The sequence below is a fragment of the Kitasatospora sp. NPDC047058 genome, from assembly GCF_040643935.1.
Classification (GTDB): domain Bacteria; phylum Actinomycetota; class Actinomycetes; order Streptomycetales; family Streptomycetaceae; genus Kitasatospora.
Genome location: NZ_JBEYVJ010000158.1, coordinates 1 through 16,441 on the forward strand (window position 1 = coordinate 1; position 16,441 = coordinate 16,441).

Sequence of the window (16,441 nt, forward strand, 5' to 3'; positions counted from 1 at the left end):
GCCGCCCCGCCCGGAACCTCCGGGCGGGCCGCCGCCGTGTCACGGCCGAGGGGATCACCGGGACCGGACCGCACGGGGGTCGGCGGCGGTCCGGGCCCGGCTTCCGGCGGTCAGGAGTCGCGTCGAACAGCCTCGAAGCGACGGCGCCGGAGCACCATGCCGGCCCAGCCGACGCCGATCGCGGCGGCGCCCGCCAGCAGCAGCGGGCCGGTGGCCGAGCCGCCCACGGCGGCGCTGGTGGTCGGGACGACCGCGCCGGCCGGCTCGTTGGCGCTGCCGCCGTGCCCGTGGTGGGAGACGGTGGACTTGGACTGGCCCGCGGTGATCTGCTCCTCGCTCGGCGCGGCCGGCGCCTGCGCGGCCAGGGCCGGGGCGGCCGGCTGCCCGGCGCCGGCCGCCTTGCCGAAGTCGAGGTCGGAGCAGCTGTAGAAGGCCTCGGGGCTGTCGGTGCGCTGCCAGACCATGTAGAGCAGCTGGCGGCCGGTGCGCTGCGGGAGCGTGCCGGTGTAGTTGTAGTAGCCGTCCGCCGAGGTCCGGCTGGTCGGCACCACCGCGACCGGGGTCGGGTCGAGGTCGGACCACTTCAGCGGCTGGGTCGGGTCCCAGCTCTGCTTGGTGATGTAGACGGTCTGGTTGCCCTGGTGCGGCGCGGTGACCCGGAACTTGACGTTGACGGTGCCCGCGCTGACCGGGGTGGCCGGCCAGTCGGTCCGCGGCAGGTCGAGCGCCTTGTACTTGTCCCGGTTGGCGGAGCAGAGCTTGCCGTCCGGGATCAGCGCCTGGTGGTGGCCGTCCGCGTTGGCGATGTTGACCTCGTTCCAGTCGTACAGCGGCTGGGTGCCGCTCATCGCCACGAGGTCCTTGCAGATCTGGGACTTGGGGTTCTCCGGGCCTTCGGCGTAGCAGGCGGCGACCCGGCTGACCGGGTTGGTGATGGTGCCGTGGGCGGAGGCGGTGCCGGTGGCGGTGGCCGACACGACGAGGACCGCGGCGCCGATCACGCCGACGGACAGGGCGGTTCGCTTCATGGACATGGGGTGGGGACTCCTTGACCGTGGTCCGGGTCGATCGTGTGGGGGATGGACACGTCTGCCCGGGGGCCGCCGACCCGGCGCGCGGGCCCCGGCCTGAGCGTATGATTGGACTAGACCAGCTGGCAATAGCCCTTTGTGGGCCACTTTTTGACGGACTGTAGCCGTACGCACAGCCCAAGGGCCCGACGGGAAGCCTGGGTTAGGAATCCCGTCGGGCCCTCTTAAGGCGCCGGAAAGGTCGTCAGTCGCGCGGCCGCCCGGTGTGGTCGCCCCCGGCCTGGCGTGGGCCCCGGCCGGGGGTGAACCGTGCGGGTCAGAGGAAGGTCTTGGACTCGCCGCGGTAGGTCGGGACGGTCCGCACCACCTCGTCGCCCTCGATCAGGTGCAGTTCGGCGAAGCGCTCGCACAGCTCGCCCGCCTTGGCGTGCCGGAACCAGACCCGGTCGCCGATCAGCAGGTCGTCCGCGGCGGAGCCGAGCAGCGGGGTCTGCACCTCGCCGGCCCCCTCCATCGGGTCGTAGCGCAGCCCCGCCGGCAGGTACGGCACGGGGGAGCGGTCCGGGCCGGCCGCCCCGGAGGCCGGGTAGCCGCCGCCGAGCACCGTGACCACGCCGACGCCGGGCCGGCGCACCACCGGCTGCCCGAACAGCGCGGCCGGCCGGCCGCGGAACGCGCGGTAGTGGTCGAACAGCTGCGGCACGTACAGCCCGGAGCCGGCCGCCACCTCGGTGACGGCCCGCTCGGCGACCGTCGACTCGACGCTGCCGGTGCCGCCGCCGTTGACGAACTCCAGCTCGGCCACCCGGCGCAGCCGGCGGACGGCGGCGGCCCGGCGCTCGGCCAGTTCGGTCCGCGCCCTGGCCTGCATCAGCCGGATCAGCCGCGACCGCACCGGCCGCCCGGGCACGTCGTCCCCCACGCCGGCGATGTGTCCCTCGTAGGCCATCAGCCCGACCACCCGGAACCCCCGGCGGCGCTGCACCAGTTCGGCGAAGGCGCCGAGGTCCTCGGGGGTGCGCAGCGGCGAGCGCCGGGCGCCGACCCGGACCCGCCCGCCGAGCAGGTGCAGCGCGGTGTCCAGCTCCAGGCAGACCCGCACCTCGGCGGAGCCGGCCCGGGCCGCGTCGATCAGGTCGAGCTGGGCCGGGTCGTCCAGCAGCACGGTGACCGCGGCGGCCAGTTCCGGATCGGCGGTCAGCTCGGCGAAGCCGTCCCGGTCGGCGGAGGGGTAGGCGAGCAGGATGTCGCGCATCCCGGTGCGGGCCAGCCAGAGCGACTCGGCGAGGGTGAAGCTCATCACCCCGGCGAAGCCGTCCGTCGCCAGCACCCGCTCCAGCAGGGCCCGGCACCGGACGGACTTGCTGGCCACCCGGACCGGCTTGCCGGCCGCCCGGCGCACCAGGTCGGCGGCGTTGGCGTCGAAGGCCGCCAGGTCGACGACGGCCACCGGGCCGTCCAGGTGGGCGGTGGCCCGGTCGTAGCGGGCGCGGTCGGCCGCGGGTGAGGACACGGCGGCAGTGCGGGCAGCAGCTTCGAGCGTGGCCATGGGCGCAGACTGCCACACCTCGCTACCGGCCGGTAGTGGATGGACGCGGGACCTTCGGTCCGTGGGGGGACGGCCGGGTGGTGGCATAGGGTCGGCCGGGTGGACCGCAAGAACATCCCGAACCCTGGATTCGCCACCGACGACGGCGGCGCCGACCCGGTGCTCGCCGAGGCGCTCGCGCGCTGGTCGCAGGACCGCACCGCCGAGCCGGAGGTGCTCGCGGCGCTGACGCCGACCCGGCTGATGGTCCCGATCGTCGCCGTCCTCGGCGAGGTCGAGGTGGACGAGCACGGGCACAAGCACGAGAAGACCAGTGACATGGCCGTCCCGGTGGTCGAGGCCGCCGACGGCCGCCGCGCCCTGCCGGCCTTCACCTCGATGGACGCGATGACCCGCTGGCGGGCCGACGCCCGCCCGGCGCCGGTCGCCGCGCCGCAGGCCGCGATGGTCGCCTTCTCGGAGCGCGCCGACACCCTGCTGATCGACCCGGCGGGCCCGGTGGCCTTCCAGCTGTCGGGGGCCCGGCTGCGCGCGCTGGCGGAGAACCGGCCGTACCTGCCGCCGGTCGCCGACCCCGCGGTGCAGGAGGCGGTGCGGGCGCTGCTGGCGGCCGAGCCGCAGGTGGTGACCGGTCTGCTGGCGCCGTACCAGGACGGGGACGGGCTGCTCGCGGTGGTGCTGGACCCGGCGCTGGACCAGGCGGGCGCCCAGGCCGCCGCGCAGCGGGTGGGGCAGGCGGTGGCGGCCGACCCGGTGCTGCGGGTCCGGCTCGACCGGGGCCTGAGCCTCGCGGTGCTCCCGGCCGACGCCCGGCTGCCGGGCGAGCCGCTGTACCGGCGCTAGGGGAAGTCCGAGCAACGGAGGGGGCCGCCCGCTCGGGTGAGCAGGCGGCCCCCTCCGTCACCGGGGTCAGGCGTAGACCGGACCGGTGAACTTCTCGCCCGGGCCGGCACCCGGGGCGTCCGGGACGAGCGAGGCCTCGCGGAACGCCAGCTGGAGCGACTTCAGGCCGTCCCGCAGCGGTGCCGCGTGGAAGTTGCTGATCTCGGGGGCACCGGCGGTGACCAGCCCGGCCAGCGCGGTGATCAGCTTGCGGGCCTCGTCGAGGTCCTTGTCCGCCTCGCCGCCCTCGGCCAGGCCGCACTTCACCGCGGCCGCGCTCATCAGGTGCACCGCGACGGTGGTGATCACCTCGACGGCCGGGACCTCGGCGATGTCCCGGGTGAGGTCGTCGAAACCGATCGTCTCGTCGTCCGCGGCGGGGTTCTGGGTGGGCTCGCTGCTCAAAGGGGGGCTCGTTCCGTCGTGCCGGTGTCCGTACACAGCGAGCGTACAAGGGCGGCCCGGCGGGGGCGGAATAGCGTTCGACCCGGCAGCGCTGTATGCTTCGAGACTGACCGGCCAGGTGCTCTCAGGGTGCCCGGCCAGCAAGTGGAGGCTCCACCCAGGAGGCCCGAGAGGGCAACCGCGAAAGTCTCCCACCTGATCGGCCTCACGGTCGACGGGTCCGGTCCGCGACGGGCACCCCGGTGCCGAGTCGCCCGCAGCGTCCCTGACCGGACGCCGCCCCCGGTTGTGTGGAGCCCCGCTTGTACCGAGCGGGGCTTTTTTCGTGTCGCGGTGCATGCAGTGCCTACCAGCAAGTCAGGCAGCGCAGCACGAATGAAGCCCCGCCCAGTGGTCGAGTCCACTACGTGCGACCGCCGTCCGACGGCCGCATCGCAGAAGGTGCAACCGAGGAGGCCCCATCAGCACCGAGCCCCGCATCAACGACCGGATTCGCGTCCCCGAGGTGCGACTCGTCGGTCCCAGCGGCGAGCAGGTCGGCATCGTGCCGCTTGCCAAGGCGCTGGAGCTCGCGCAGGAGTACGACCTCGACCTGGTCGAGGTCGCGGCGACCGCCCGGCCGCCGGTGTGCAAGCTCATGGACTACGGCAAGTTCAAGTACGAGTCGGCCATGAAGGCCCGTGAGGCGCGCAAGAACCAGGCGCACACGGTCATCAAGGAGATGAAGCTCCGGCCGAAGATCGACCCGCACGACTATGACACCAAGAAGGGTCACGTCGTCCGGTTCCTCAAGCAGGGCGACAAGGTCAAGATCACGATCATGTTCCGCGGTCGTGAGCAGTCCCGCCCCGAGCTGGGCTTCCGACTGCTGCAGCGGCTGGCGAACGACGTCCAGGACCTGGGCTTCGTGGAGTCCTCGGCCAAGCAGGACGGCCGTAACATGATCATGGTTCTCGGCCCGCACAAGAAGAAGACCGAGGCGATGGCCGAGGCCCGTGCGCTCGCCGACGCCCGCAAGGCCGAGCGTCAGGGCCGGACCGCCGACGCCGCCGAGGGCGACGACGCGGACGCCGCCGTCGAGACCGAGAACGCCGTGGCCGAGGCGGAGGCCGTCGAGGACGCCGCCGAGGTCGAGCAGCCGGCCGAGGCCTCCCAGGACGCCTGAGCCTTGACGGCCAGGGCGGCCCGGGGGACCGGCCACCACGGGTGACGGGGCGCCCCGCCCGGTCACCGCAGATCCATCCTTCACGCCCGCGCGGCAACCACCGCGCGGGCGTGGACGGACCGACGAGGAGATACGGCGAAATGCCGAAGCAGAAGACGCACAGTGGCGCCAGCAAGCGCTTCAAGATCAGTGGCTCTGGCAAGGTGCTGCGCGAGCGCGCCGGCCGCCGCCACCTCCTGGAGCACAAGCCCTCGACGCTGACCCGCAAGCTGGCCGGGACGATCGAGATGGCCCCCGCTGACGCCAAGAAGATCAAGAAGCTTCTCGGCAAGTGATCGCCCTCCCGCCCGGTGCGAGCCGTGAGCGGGGCGCTGATCCTTCCCGACCCATTCGAATGACGGACCACGTGAAGTAGTCCGTGGTCCTACCCAAGGAGTAATCAAGTGGCACGCGTCAAGCGGGCAGTCAACGCCCACAAGAAGCGCCGGGTCATCCTGGAGCGCGCCAGCGGCTACCGTGGCCAGCGCTCGCGCCTGTACCGCAAGGCCAAGGAGCAGGTCACCCACTCGCTGGTCTACAACTTCAACGACCGCAAGAAGCGCAAGGGCGACTTCCGTCAGCTGTGGATCCAGCGCATCAACGCTGCGGCCCGTGCCAACGGCATCACCTACAACCGCTTCGTGCAGGGCCTGAAGGCCGCCAGCGTCGAGATCGACCGCAAGATGCTGGCCGACCTCGCGGTGAACGACCCGGGCGCCTTCGCGTCGCTGGTCGAGGTCGCGCGGAAGGCGCTGCCGGCCGACGTGAACGCCCCGAAGGCCGCCGCCGACGCCGCCTGATCCTTCTTGGATCGGTAGTCGTACCCGACCGGACCCGCAGGCACCTCCTGCGGGTCCGGTTTTGCGTTCCGCCCAGCGCCCCCGGGCGCCCCCGCGGCGCCCCGGGCACTCCACGCGCCCCACGCCTTCCCCGCGCCCCACGCCTTCCCAGCGCCCCAGAGACGAGACCATGCCGAGCACCGACACCCCCCTGCTGACCTCCCTGCGCTCGCCGCGCGTCGTCGCCGCCCGCCGGCTCGCCAAGCGGAACCAGCGCACGAAGGAGCGCCGCTTCCTCGTCGAGGGCCCGCAGGCGGTCCGCGAGGCCGTCGCGTTCGGGAAGCTGCCGGGCTCGGCCGAGCACGCCGTGGTCGAGGTGTACGTGAGCCCGGAGGCCGCCGAGCGGCACGCGGGCATCGTCGAGGCCGCGCTCGCCGAGGGGCTGCCGGTGCTCACCGCGACCGACGAGGTGATCGCGGAGATCTGCGACACCGTGACCCCGCAGGGCATCGTGGCGCTCTGCCGGTTCATCGACGCCCCGTTCGCCGAGGTGCTCAAGGCCCGGCCGAAGCTGGTCGCCGTGCTCGCCCACGTCCGTGACCCCGGCAACGCGGGCACCGTGCTGCGCACCGCCGACGCGGCTGGCGCGGACGCCGTGGTGCTCACCGACGCCTCGGTGGACCTCTACAACCCGAAGGCCGTCCGGGCCTCCGTCGGCAGCCTGTTCCACCTCCCGGTCGCCGTCGGCGTGCCGGTCGAGGAGGCGGTCGGCCGGCTGCGCGAGGCCGGCGTGCGGGTGCTCGCCGCCGACGGCGCGGGCGAGCGCGACCTCGACCAGGAGCTGGACGAGGGCACCCTGGGCGCACCCGGCGCCTGGGTGTTCGGCAACGAGGCGTGGGGGCTCCCGGAGGAGACCCGCGCACTCACCGACGAGGTGGTGCGCGTGCCGATCCACGGGCACGCCGAGAGCCTCAACCTGGCCACGGCGGCCGCCGTCTGCCTCTACGCCTCCGCGCGGGCCCAGCGCTCGCCGGGCGGGTGCCGGGCGAAGGAGTAGCCGCCTGCGGACGTGCTGGCGGCCCGGGGGGCGTGTCCGGCGGTTCCCGCCGGGTGCGGATTGTCGGTCACGCCCTATGAGCAGGGGCTGCGAGACGCTAGGGTCTGCCTCGGTGGGGGGAAAGACACGGTGGGTAATCGGGGAGGACACCCATGGTCGGCAGCGGGCCAGAGCTCGATCCGGACGACCTGCCGGACGGCCTGGTGGTCGCCGACGCGCAGGGCCGGGTGGTCTGCTTCAACCGGGCCGCCGCCCGGCTGACCGGCATCCGCCCGGAGGCCGTGCTGGGCAGTCCGCTGGAGGACGCCCTCCCGCTGGAGGACCTGGACGGCCGCCGCTGGTGGCAGCTGACCGACCCGTACGGCGGGCTGGCGATCCGGACCAGCCAGCCGGAGCGCAACCTGCTGCTGCCCGGCGGGCGTGAGGTGCTGGTCTCCGCCCGGTACGTGCGGTCCTGCCCGCAGGGGCGGCTGGAGCGGCTGGTGATCGCGCTGCGCGGCACCGAGGCCCGCCGGCGGACCGAGCGCAGCCACGCCGAGCTGATCGCCACCGTCGCGCACGAGCTGCGGTCGCCGCTCACCAGCGTCAAGGGGTTCACGGCGACGCTGCTGGCCAAGTGGGAGCGGTTCACCGACGGCCAGAAGCGGCTGATGCTGGAGACCGTCGACGCCGACGCCGACCGGGTCACCCGGCTGATCGCCGAGCTGTTGGACATCTCCCGGATCGACGCCGGCCGGCTGGAGCTGCGCAAGCAGGTGGTGGACCTGGCCGCGGCGGTGCACCGGCACGTGGCGCGCAAGGTCGCCACCGGCATCCCCGAGGACCGCTTCGACATCCGGGTCAGCGAGCCGCTCACGGTGCTCTGGGCCGACCCGGACAAGGTCGACCAGGTGCTGGCCAACCTGCTGGAAAATGCGGTGCGGCACGGTGAGGGAACTGTCACCATCGAGGTGGCACCGGCCAAGGAGGTCGTCGAGGCGCCCGTCTGGGAGCGCTCCGGCACCCCGCCCCGCACCGTGGAAGGCACCGCAGTCACCGTGAGCGACGAAGGAACCGGCATCCCCGAGGATTCGATGCCGCGCGTCTTCACCCGCTTCTGGCGCGGCTCCAAGCGCGGCGGCACGGGCCTGGGCCTCTATATCGTCAAGGGCATCGTGGAGGCCCACGGCGGCTCGATCCGTGTCGACCGCGCGCCCGGCGGCGGCGCCCGGTTCCGATTTATCCTGCCCGCCGGCGTGCCCGACTTCATGCTCTGAGCCGGAGCGAACGCTCCGGGCGGCTCCCGAAGTCGCCGCCGGACGGGCTTCACGACGGTCGCGCTACGCGCTGCGACTACACTCGACCTTTGGCGTTGCGCAACGCCCTGCGCGGCTGTGCCGCGGACACCCTCCCCGAGTACCGAGGCGGGGGCTGCCCGTGCCCCGGCCCCGCCGGGCGTGACGCGAAGGCACGAGCCCCCCTTTACCTGAGCACGGACGAGCAGGAGCACGGGAAAGATAGAGATGTCGGCACCCAACAAGTCGTACGACCCGGTCGAGGTCGAGGCCCTCAAGCCCGAGGTGGTGGAGCAGGCCCGGGACGAGGCCGTCAAGGCCTTCGCCGCCGCCGCCTCCCTCGACGAGCTGAAGCAGGCCAAGGTCGCCCACACCGGCGACCGCTCCGCGCTCTCCCTCGCCAACCGCGAGATCGGCGCCCTGCCCCCGCACGCCAAGGCCGCCGCCGGCAAGCTGATCGGCCAGGCCCGCGGCGCCGTCAACCAGGCCCTCGCCAAGCGCCAGGCCGAGCTGGAGGCGGAGCGCGACGCCCGCGTGCTGGTCGAGGAGGCGGTGGACGTCACCCTGCCGTACGACCGCGCCCCGCGCGGCGCCCGGCACCCGCTGACCACGCTGGCCGAGCGCATCGAGGACACCTTCGTCGCGATGGGCTACGAGGTCGCCGAGGGCCCCGAGGTCGAGGCCGAGTGGCTGAACTTCGACGCGCTCAACCTGGGCCCGGACCACCCGGCCCGCTCGATGCAGGACACCTTCTTCGTCCGGGCCCCGGACGGCTCCGCCGACTCCGGCGTGGTGCTGCGCACCCAGACCTCCCCGGTCCAGGCCCGCACCATGCTCGACCGCGAGCCCCCCGTCTACGTCGTCTGCCCCGGCCGGGTCTACCGGACCGACGAGCTGGACGCCACCCACACCCCGGTCTTCCGGCAGGTCGAGGGCCTGGCCGTGGACGAGGGCATCACCTTCGCCGACCTCAAGGGCACCATCGAGCAGCTGGTCTCCAAGCTGATCGGCGACGGCCTGGAGCTGCGCTGGCGCCCCTCGTACTTCCCGTTCACCGAGCCGAGCGCCGAGATCGACCTGCAGTGCTTCGTCTGCCGCGGCGAGTCCGTGGGCAACCCGGACAAGCCCTGCCGGACCTGCTCCTCGGAGGGCTGGATCGAGCTCGGCGGCTGCGGCGTGGTCAACCCGCGGGTGCTCGTCGCCTGCGGCGTCGACCCGAGCCGCTACAGCGGGTTCGCCTTCGGCCTGGGCCTGGAGCGGATCCTGATGAACCGTCACAACGTCGCCGACATGCGCGACATGGTCGAGGGTGACGTGCGATTCACCCTCCCGTTCGGGATGGAGATCTGATGCGCGTCCCGCTTTCCTGGCTGCGCGAGTACGTCGACCTGCCGGCCGGCGAGACCGGTCGCGACGTGGCCGAGCGCCTGGTCCGGGCCGGCCTGGAGGTCGAGACCGTCGAGCAGCTCGGCGGCGACCTCAAGGGCCCGCTGGTGGTCGGCGAGGTGCTCTCCATCGAGGAGCTGTCCGGCTTCAAGAAGCCGATCCGGCACTGCTTCGTCAACGTCGGCGACGCCAACGGCACCGGCGCACCGCAGGAGATCGTCTGCGGCGCGACCAACTTCGCCGTCGGCGACAAGGTCGTGGTCGTGCTCCCGGGCGCCGTGCTCCCCGGCCCGTTCCCGATCGCGGCCCGGCAGACCTACGGCCACACCTCGGCCGGCATGATCTGCTCCGCCCGCGAGCTGGGCATGGGCGACGACCACAACGGCATCATCGTGCTCCCGCCCGAGTACGAGCCCGGCACCGACGCGATCGAGCTGCTCCAGCTGGTCGACGAGGTGCTGGACATCGCCGTCACCCCGGACCGCGGCTACTGCCTCTCGATGCGCGGCGTCGCCCGCGAGGCCGCCGCCGCGTACGGGCTGCCGCTGGCCGACCCGGCGCTGCTCGACGTGCCCCCGGCCAACTCGTACGGCTACCTGGTCAAGGTCGCCGACCCGGCCGGCTGCGACCGCTTCGTGGCCCGGACCGTGGTCGGCCTCGACCCGGCCGCCAAGTCGCCGATCTGGCTGCAGCGCCGCCTGCAGAAGGCGGGCATCCGGCCGATCTCGCTGGCCGTCGACATCACCAACTACGTGATGCTCGAGGTCGGCCAGCCGCTGCACGCCTACGACAAGCAGCGGGTCGACGGACCGATCCTGGTCCGCCGGGCCGAGGCGGGCGAGTCGCTCACCACCCTCGACGGGGTCAAGCGCAAGCTGTCCCCCGAGGACCTGCTGATCTGCGACAACAGCGGCCCGATCGGCCTGGCCGGCGTGATGGGCGGCGCCTCCACCGAGATCCTCGACCCGGCCGCCGGCCCGGGCACCACCGAGGTGATCATCGAGGCGGCGCACTTCGACCCGGTCGCCATCGCCCGCGGCGCCAAGCGGCACAAGCTGCCCTCCGAGGCGTCCAAGCGCTTCGAGCGCGGCGTCGACCCGGAGGCCGCCCGCGCCGCCGCGCAGCGCGCCGTCGACCTGCTGGTGCTGATCGCCGGCGGCACCGCCGAGGCCGGTGTCACCGACATCGCCGCCCCGCATCCGGTGCGCACCATCACCATCGCCGCCGACCTGCCCGACCGGGTCGCCGGCACCGAGTACGGCCGCGAGACCGTCACCCGGCGCCTGCAGGAGATCGGCTGCTCGGTCGCGGGCGCCGACGTCCTGGAGGTCACCCCGCCGACCTGGCGCCCCGACCTCACCGACCCGTACGACCTCGTGGAGGAGGTCATCCGCCTGGAGGGCTACGACAACGTGCCCGCCCGGATGCCCACCGTGCCGCCGGGCAAGGGCCTGACCGAGGCCCAGCGGATGCACCGCCGGGTCGGCGTGGCGCTGGCCGCGGCCGGCTACGTCGAGGTCAACAACTACCCCTTCGTCGGGGACGCCGCCTTCGACGCGCTCGGCCTGGAGAAGGACGACCGGCGCCGCCGCACGGTGAAGCTGGTCAACCCGCTCAACGACGAGGAGCCGGCGCTGCGCACCACGCTGCTGCCGGGCCTGCTCGGGGCGCTGCGCCGCAACGTCGGCCGCGGCAACACCGACCTGGCGATCTTCGAGACGGGCACGGTCTTCCTGCCGAAGGACGAGCTGTCCGTCGCGCCGCGCCCGGCCGTCGACCGCCGGCCGAGCGACGAGGAGCTGGCCGCGCTGGACGCGGCGCTGCCGCACCAGCCGCGCCGGGTCGCCGTCGCGCTGGCCGGCGAGCGGCTGCCGTCCGGCTGGTGGGGCAAGGGCTCCCAGGCGAGCTGGGCCGACGCGATCGAGGCCGGCCGCACGGTGGCCCGCGCCGCCGGTGTCGAGCTGACCGTCCGCCAGGGCCAGCTGATGCCGTGGCACCCGGGCCGCTGCGCCGAGCTCGTGGTGGCCGGCACCGACCGCGTGGTCGGCCACGCCGGTGAGCTGCACCCGCGCGTCGTCAAGGCGATGGGCCTGCCGGAGCGCACCAGCGCGATGCAGCTGGACCTGGACCTGCTGACCGAGGACGGCGCCGAGCGGGTCTCCGGCCCGGCGGTCTCCGGCTTCCCGGTGGCCACCCAGGACGTGGCGCTGATCGTGGACACCGCCGTCCCGGCCGCCGAGGTCGAGGCCGCGCTGCGGGCCGGCGCCGGCGAACTGCTGGAGGCGATCCGCCTGTTCGACGTGTTCACCGGCGAGCAGGTCGGCGAGGGCAAGAAGTCGCTGGCGTACGCGCTGCGCTTCCGCGCCGCCGACCGCACGCTGACCGCCGACGAGGCGACCGCCGCCCGCGAGGCGGCCGTCGCCGAGGCCGTGGCCCGGACGGGCGCGGTGCTGCGCGGCGCCTGACGCCCGGTAGGCCGAGGGGCCCCCGGAGACCGACCGGTCTCCGGGGGCCCTTTGCCGTTCCTTGGTTGACGGCACGTCATTTCTCTACTTCACTCATTAACTATGGAAGTAGATAAAGCAATGGAGGAGCAGCCCTCGGCGATCGAGTTCCGGCTGGACCCGGCGTCCGGCGTCCCGACCTACCTGCAACTGGTGCAGCAGGTCGAACAGGCGCTGCGGATGGGGTGGTTGCAGGAGGGTGACCGGCTGCCCCGGGTACGCGAGGTGGTGGCGGGGCTGGCGATCAACCCCAACACCGTGCTCAAGGCGTACCGGGAGCTGGAGCACCGGGGGCTCGCGGCGGGCCGGCGCGGCCAGGGCACCTTCGTCCGCGGACTGCCCGCCGGCGTGGTGCCGCTGCGCGAACGGGCCGCGCTGCGAAGGGGTTTGCTCGACTGGCTGCGCACCGCGCGGGCGGCCGGGCTGGACGAGGAGGGGATGGCCGCGGTGTTCGAGGACGCGCTGCGCGACCTGCGCAACGGTTCGGACGGTTCGGACGGGGTGGTGGCGTGAGGGCGCCGGAGACGGTGATCGACTGCGGCGGGCTGGGCAAGCGCTACCGGCGCTCCTGGGCGCTGCGGGACTGCCACCTCGCGATCCCGGCCGGGCACGTGGTGGCGCTGGTCGGCCCGAACGGCGCCGGCAAGTCCACCCTGCTCAACCTGGCCGCCGGGCTGACCCTCCCGACCGAGGGTGCCCTGAGTGTGCTCGGCGGCGAACTCCCCGGCTCGCCCGACGCGTTGGACCGGATCGGCTTCGTCGCCCAGAACGCCGCGCTCTACCCGGGGCTCACCGTCCGCGACCTGCTGCGGATCGGCCGCGGCCTCAACCGGCGCTGGGACGGCGCCCGGGCCCGGGCCCACCTGGACAGCCTGGGCATCCCGCTCGACCGTAGGTACGGCCGGCTCTCCGGCGGCCAGCAGGCCCAGGTCTCGCTCGCCCTCGCACTCGCCAAGCGGCCCGAGCTACTGCTGCTGGACGAGCCGTTGGCGGCGCTCGACCCGCTGGCCCGGCACGACTTCATGGCCGTGCTGCTGACCGCCGTCGCCGAGGACGGCCTCTCGGTGCTGTTCTCCTCGCACGCCGTCGCCGAGCTGGAGCAGGGCTGCGACTACCTAGTGGTGCTGGCCGGCGGCCGGGTCCAGGTCGGCGGCGAGGTGGACGACCTGCTCGGCGGCCACCGGATGCTCACCGGCCCGACCGCCGAGGCCGACGCGGTCGCCGCTCGCCTCCCGGTGGTCCGGGACCGGCGGGCCGGCGCCCAGTCCCACCTGCTGGTGCGCACCGGTGGAGCCGACGCCCCGGTGGGCGGCGGCTGGCGCCAACAGCGGATCGGACTGGAGGAGCTGGTCCTCGCCTACCTGCGGGAGCCGGCCGCCGCCGCACTTCCCGGCCCGAGCGGGGCCGTCCGTCGCGACGAGAGGGTGCTGCAGTCGTGAGCACGATCACCGCCGGCCTGCCCCTGGGCGGCCTGCTCGGGGCGGTCTGGCTGCGCCACCGCACCGCCCTGCTGACCGTCCTCGCCGTCCTGGCCGGGGTCTGCGCCCTGCTGCTGGTCAGCGGCCTGTACGTGCACGCCGGTTACCGGAGCTCGGGGGCGGCGGCCTGCGATCCGTCGCTGTTGGAGTGCAACCGGGTCTGGAAGGACTTCATCCGCGGCTGGGGCGCCCCGCTGATGGTGGGCAACACGGTGCTCTACCTGTTCGGCGGCGCGGTCGGCGCGTTCGTCGGCGGGCCCCTGGTGGCGCGGGAGTTCGAGTACGGCACGTTCCGCTTCGCCTGGACCCAGGGCGCGGGCCGGAGCCGCTTCACCGTCGGCGGCCTGGCCCTGGCCGGGACGGTGCTGGCCGGTGCGACGGCGCTGGTCGGGGTGGTGCTCGCCTGGTGGAACGAGCCGATGGCCCGCCAGGGCGGGCGGTTCAGCCCGGCCCTGTTCGTGGAGGGTGCCCCGGCGCTGGCCGGCCGGGCGCTGCTGGCCTTCGGGTGCGCGGCGCTGGCGGGCGCGGTGCTGCGCCGGACGGTGGTGGCGGTGGGGGCCGGGCTGGTGGCCTCGGTCGCGGTCACCTTCGTGGCCGAGGCAATGCGGTTCCACTACCGGACACCGCTGGAGGACACCGTGCACACCCTGATGCAGACCTCGGTGGACCAGCGCTGGACGGGGAGCACCTGGTTCTCCGACCCGGCCGGGAACCGGATCGGCAGCGACGCGCTGTTCGACCTCGGGAAGGGCTTCGACGACGCCGAGCGGCTGGTCCGGGACGGCGGCTATGCCGTGCACGAGGTGTACCAGCCGGCCGACCGCTACTGGTCCTTCCAGGCCGTCGAGTTCGGCTGGATGGCGCTGCTGGGGCTGGCCGCGTGCGCCGGTGCGGTCTGGTGGCTGCGCCGCCGGGCCGCGTGACGCGGGGGCAGTGCGGGCTGCCCGGACGTGCAGGGGTTGAGGTGATTCCGTCAAAACCCTTGCGGGTGCCGTGGCGTGGCCGCTATCAAGTAGTTAGGAAAGTTTCCTAACTCCCTTGCGGCGGGTGCCCGCACGCCCGCCCCCACGGATACGGAGCCCAGATGCACCGTCAGCAGCACCGCACCGCACGCATCGCCCTCGCCGCCCTGCTGGTGGCCGCGCCCGCCACGGTCGCGGCCGCCGGCGCCGCCCACGCGACCGCCCCGGCCGCGGCCGTCGTCCAGGCCAAGGGCGTCGGCCTGGACGACCCGCACAAGAAGGACATCGCGATGCAGCTGGTGTCCAGCGCCGAGAACTCCTCGCTGGACTGGAAGGCCCAGTACAAGTACATCGAGGACATCAAGGACGGCCGCGGCTACACCGCGGGCATCATCGGCTTCTGTTCCGGCACCGGGGACATGCTCGACCTGGTCGAGCACTACGCCGACCTCAAGCCCGGCAACGTCCTCGCCAAGTACCTCCCGGCGCTGCGCAAGGTCAACGGCAGCGACTCGCACGCCGGCCTCGGCTCCGCCTTCGAGCGGGACTGGGCCGCCGCGGCCAAGGACACCGTCTTCCAGCAGGCCCAGAACGACGAGCGGGACCGGGTCTACTTCAACCCCGCCGTCAACCAGGCGAAGGCCGACGGCCTGCGCGCGCTCGGCCAGTTCGCCTACTACGACGCCATCGTGATGCACGGCCCCGGCACCGACCCGACCAGCTTCGGCGGCATCCGCAAGACCGCGATGAAGAAGGCCAGGACCCCGGCCCAGGGCGGCGACGAGGCCGCCTACCTCAAGGCCTTCCTGGACGCCCGCCGCGCGGCGATGAAGACCGAGGAGGCGCACTCCGACACCAGCCGCGTCGACACCGAGCAGCTGGTCTTCCTCAACGCGAAGAACTTCGACCTCAACCCGCCGCTCAAGTGGAAGGTCTACGGCGACAGCTACAGCATCAACAGCTGACCCGGACCTGCGAAGCGGCCCGGCCCGGACGGTGACGTCCGGGCCGGGCCGACGTCCGTGCGGGCGGGGCAGCACGGCCGGGCTGGGGGCTGAGTCGGGGGCCAGGCGCGCTCCTGGGTTCACGACTTGACGTCTGAAGCCGACGGGTCTCTACTGGCCTGCGGCGATGCGGAGACCGTCTTCACTTCCCATTCACTCGATAACGAATTGGTCCGAAGAGGCCCCGAAACCTCCTTCACTTCTTGACGGCATCGCTGTTCTGGCGCTTGACTCCGTCCTCTGCCGCGATGCCGCGGCGCAGTCAGGAGGACCATCCGCCATGAACAGACCCATGCGTCGCGCGGCCACGGGCACGGCCACGCTGTCGCTGGCGCTCGCCCTCGCGGCCTGCGGCCAGACCGACGGGACGCAGACCCCTGCGGCCGACGGGGCAGCCAAGACCATCGGCCTGCTGCTGCCGGAGAACGCCTCCTCCACCCGCTACGAGGCCTTCGACAAGCCGCTCATCGAGTCGACGGTGTCCGGCCTCTGCTCGAAGTGCGTGGTCGACTACGCCAACGCCGACGGCAACGAGGCCACCCAGAAGCGCCAGTTCGACGACCTGCTGGCGAAGGGCGTGAAGGTCATCCTGCTCGACCCGGTCAACGCGAAGAGCACCGCGCCGTGGGTCGAGGCCGCCGCCGCCAAGGGCGCGAAGGTCGTCGCCTACGACCGGCTGGCCGAGGGCAAGGTCGCCGCGTACGTCTCGTTCGACAACGGCCGCACGGGCGAACTCCAGGGCCAGGCGCTGCTGGACGCGCTCGGCCCGAAGGCCGCCACCGCCAACGTGGTGATGATCAACGGCGCCGAGTCCGACCCCAACGCGGGCATCTCATCAACGCCAACCCGTACGGCAACGGCACCGCCATCTTCACCAACGACGGCGGCGCGGCCCGGCGCTTCCAGCACGAGGTGGAGGTCGGCAT

The 16,441-nt window shown here is 73.3% G+C and carries 15 protein-coding genes and 1 pseudogene; 13 read left to right on the plus strand and 3 right to left on the minus strand.

The features are described 5' to 3' along the window. Positions 1–110 precede the first annotated feature (110 nt). Together ABZ885_RS22650 and ABZ885_RS22655 are read right to left on the minus strand one after the other, a co-directional pair. Positions 111–1,034, minus strand: coding sequence for a lytic polysaccharide monooxygenase (locus tag ABZ885_RS22650; RefSeq protein ID WP_360191431.1), 924 nt, complete (start codon positions 1,032–1,034; stop codon positions 111–113). Positions 1,035–1,347: 313 nt separating this feature from the next. Beyond that, complete coding sequence (locus ABZ885_RS22655) at positions 1,348–2,580, minus strand: alanine racemase (RefSeq protein ID WP_360191434.1); 1,233 nt, start codon at positions 2,578–2,580, stop codon at positions 1,348–1,350. A gap of 99 nt (positions 2,581–2,679) precedes the next feature. On the opposite strand from ABZ885_RS22655, the gene ABZ885_RS22660 reads away from it, so the two are divergent. Further along, positions 2,680–3,423, plus strand: a complete 744-nt coding sequence (locus tag ABZ885_RS22660; RefSeq protein ID WP_360191437.1) for an SseB family protein — start codon at positions 2,680–2,682, stop codon at positions 3,421–3,423. 66 nt (positions 3,424–3,489) lie between these two features. Here the strand turns inward: ABZ885_RS22660 and ABZ885_RS22665 are convergent, their stop codons facing one another. Further along, on the minus strand, positions 3,490–3,867 hold the full coding sequence (locus ABZ885_RS22665; protein ID WP_360191440.1) for a DUF1844 domain-containing protein: 378 nt from the start codon (positions 3,865–3,867) through the stop codon (positions 3,490–3,492). A 460-nt stretch (positions 3,868–4,327) separates the two neighbouring features. Here ABZ885_RS22665 and infC point away from each other — a divergent pair, with 460 nt between their 5' ends. The 12 genes and pseudogenes from infC to ABZ885_RS22725 form a co-directional block, all read left to right on the plus strand. Further along, positions 4,328–5,032: a translation initiation factor IF-3 gene (gene infC, locus ABZ885_RS22670; RefSeq protein WP_360191468.1), complete on the plus strand. Its 705-nt coding sequence runs from the start codon at positions 4,328–4,330 to the stop codon at positions 5,030–5,032. A 140-nt stretch (positions 5,033–5,172) separates the two neighbouring features. Continuing rightward, the gene (rpmI, locus tag ABZ885_RS22675) at positions 5,173–5,367 is read left to right on the plus strand and encodes a 50S ribosomal protein L35 (RefSeq protein WP_153460093.1); all 195 of its coding nucleotides are present in this window, start codon (positions 5,173–5,175) and stop codon (positions 5,365–5,367) included. A 108-nt stretch (positions 5,368–5,475) separates the two neighbouring features. After that, positions 5,476–5,871, plus strand: a complete 396-nt coding sequence (gene rplT, locus ABZ885_RS22680) for a 50S ribosomal protein L20 (RefSeq protein ID WP_355669891.1) — start codon at positions 5,476–5,478, stop codon at positions 5,869–5,871. Between the two features lie 169 nt (positions 5,872–6,040). Further along, positions 6,041–6,907 (plus strand): RNA methyltransferase, encoded by an 867-nt coding sequence (locus tag ABZ885_RS22685; RefSeq protein WP_360191444.1) that lies wholly within the window; start codon positions 6,041–6,043, stop codon positions 6,905–6,907. 152 nt (positions 6,908–7,059) lie between these two features. Beyond that, a complete protein-coding gene (locus tag ABZ885_RS22690; RefSeq protein ID WP_360191447.1) occupies positions 7,060–8,163 on the plus strand; it encodes an ATP-binding protein in 1,104 nt (367 codons plus the stop codon). 246 nt (positions 8,164–8,409) lie between these two features. Continuing rightward, the gene (gene pheS / locus ABZ885_RS22695) at positions 8,410–9,531 is read left to right on the plus strand and encodes a phenylalanine--tRNA ligase subunit alpha (protein ID WP_360191450.1); all 1,122 of its coding nucleotides are present in this window, start codon (positions 8,410–8,412) and stop codon (positions 9,529–9,531) included. After that, positions 9,531–12,032, plus strand: coding sequence for a phenylalanine--tRNA ligase subunit beta (gene pheT, locus ABZ885_RS22700; protein WP_360191453.1), 2,502 nt, complete (start codon positions 9,531–9,533; stop codon positions 12,030–12,032). The genes pheS and pheT overlap by 1 nt, the downstream gene beginning before the upstream one ends. Positions 12,033–12,152: 120 nt before the next feature. Then, complete coding sequence (locus ABZ885_RS22705; protein ID WP_360191456.1) at positions 12,153–12,584, plus strand: GntR family transcriptional regulator; 432 nt, start codon at positions 12,153–12,155, stop codon at positions 12,582–12,584. Next, a complete protein-coding gene (locus ABZ885_RS22710; protein ID WP_360191459.1) occupies positions 12,581–13,510 on the plus strand; it encodes an ABC transporter ATP-binding protein in 930 nt (309 codons plus the stop codon). Before ABZ885_RS22705 ends, ABZ885_RS22710 begins: the two co-directional genes overlap by 4 nt. Next, on the plus strand, positions 13,507–14,472 hold the full coding sequence (locus ABZ885_RS22715; RefSeq protein ID WP_360191462.1) for a hypothetical protein: 966 nt from the start codon (positions 13,507–13,509) through the stop codon (positions 14,470–14,472). The genes ABZ885_RS22710 and ABZ885_RS22715 overlap by 4 nt, the downstream gene beginning before the upstream one ends. Positions 14,473–14,633: 161 nt before the next feature. Further along, on the plus strand, positions 14,634–15,476 hold the full coding sequence (locus ABZ885_RS22720; protein WP_360191465.1) for a chitosanase: 843 nt from the start codon (positions 14,634–14,636) through the stop codon (positions 15,474–15,476). Positions 15,477–15,807: 331 nt separating this feature from the next. Next, positions 15,808–16,281: pseudogene (locus ABZ885_RS22725) on the plus strand (substrate-binding domain-containing protein); the annotation flags it as partial. Positions 16,282–16,441 lie beyond the last annotated feature (160 nt).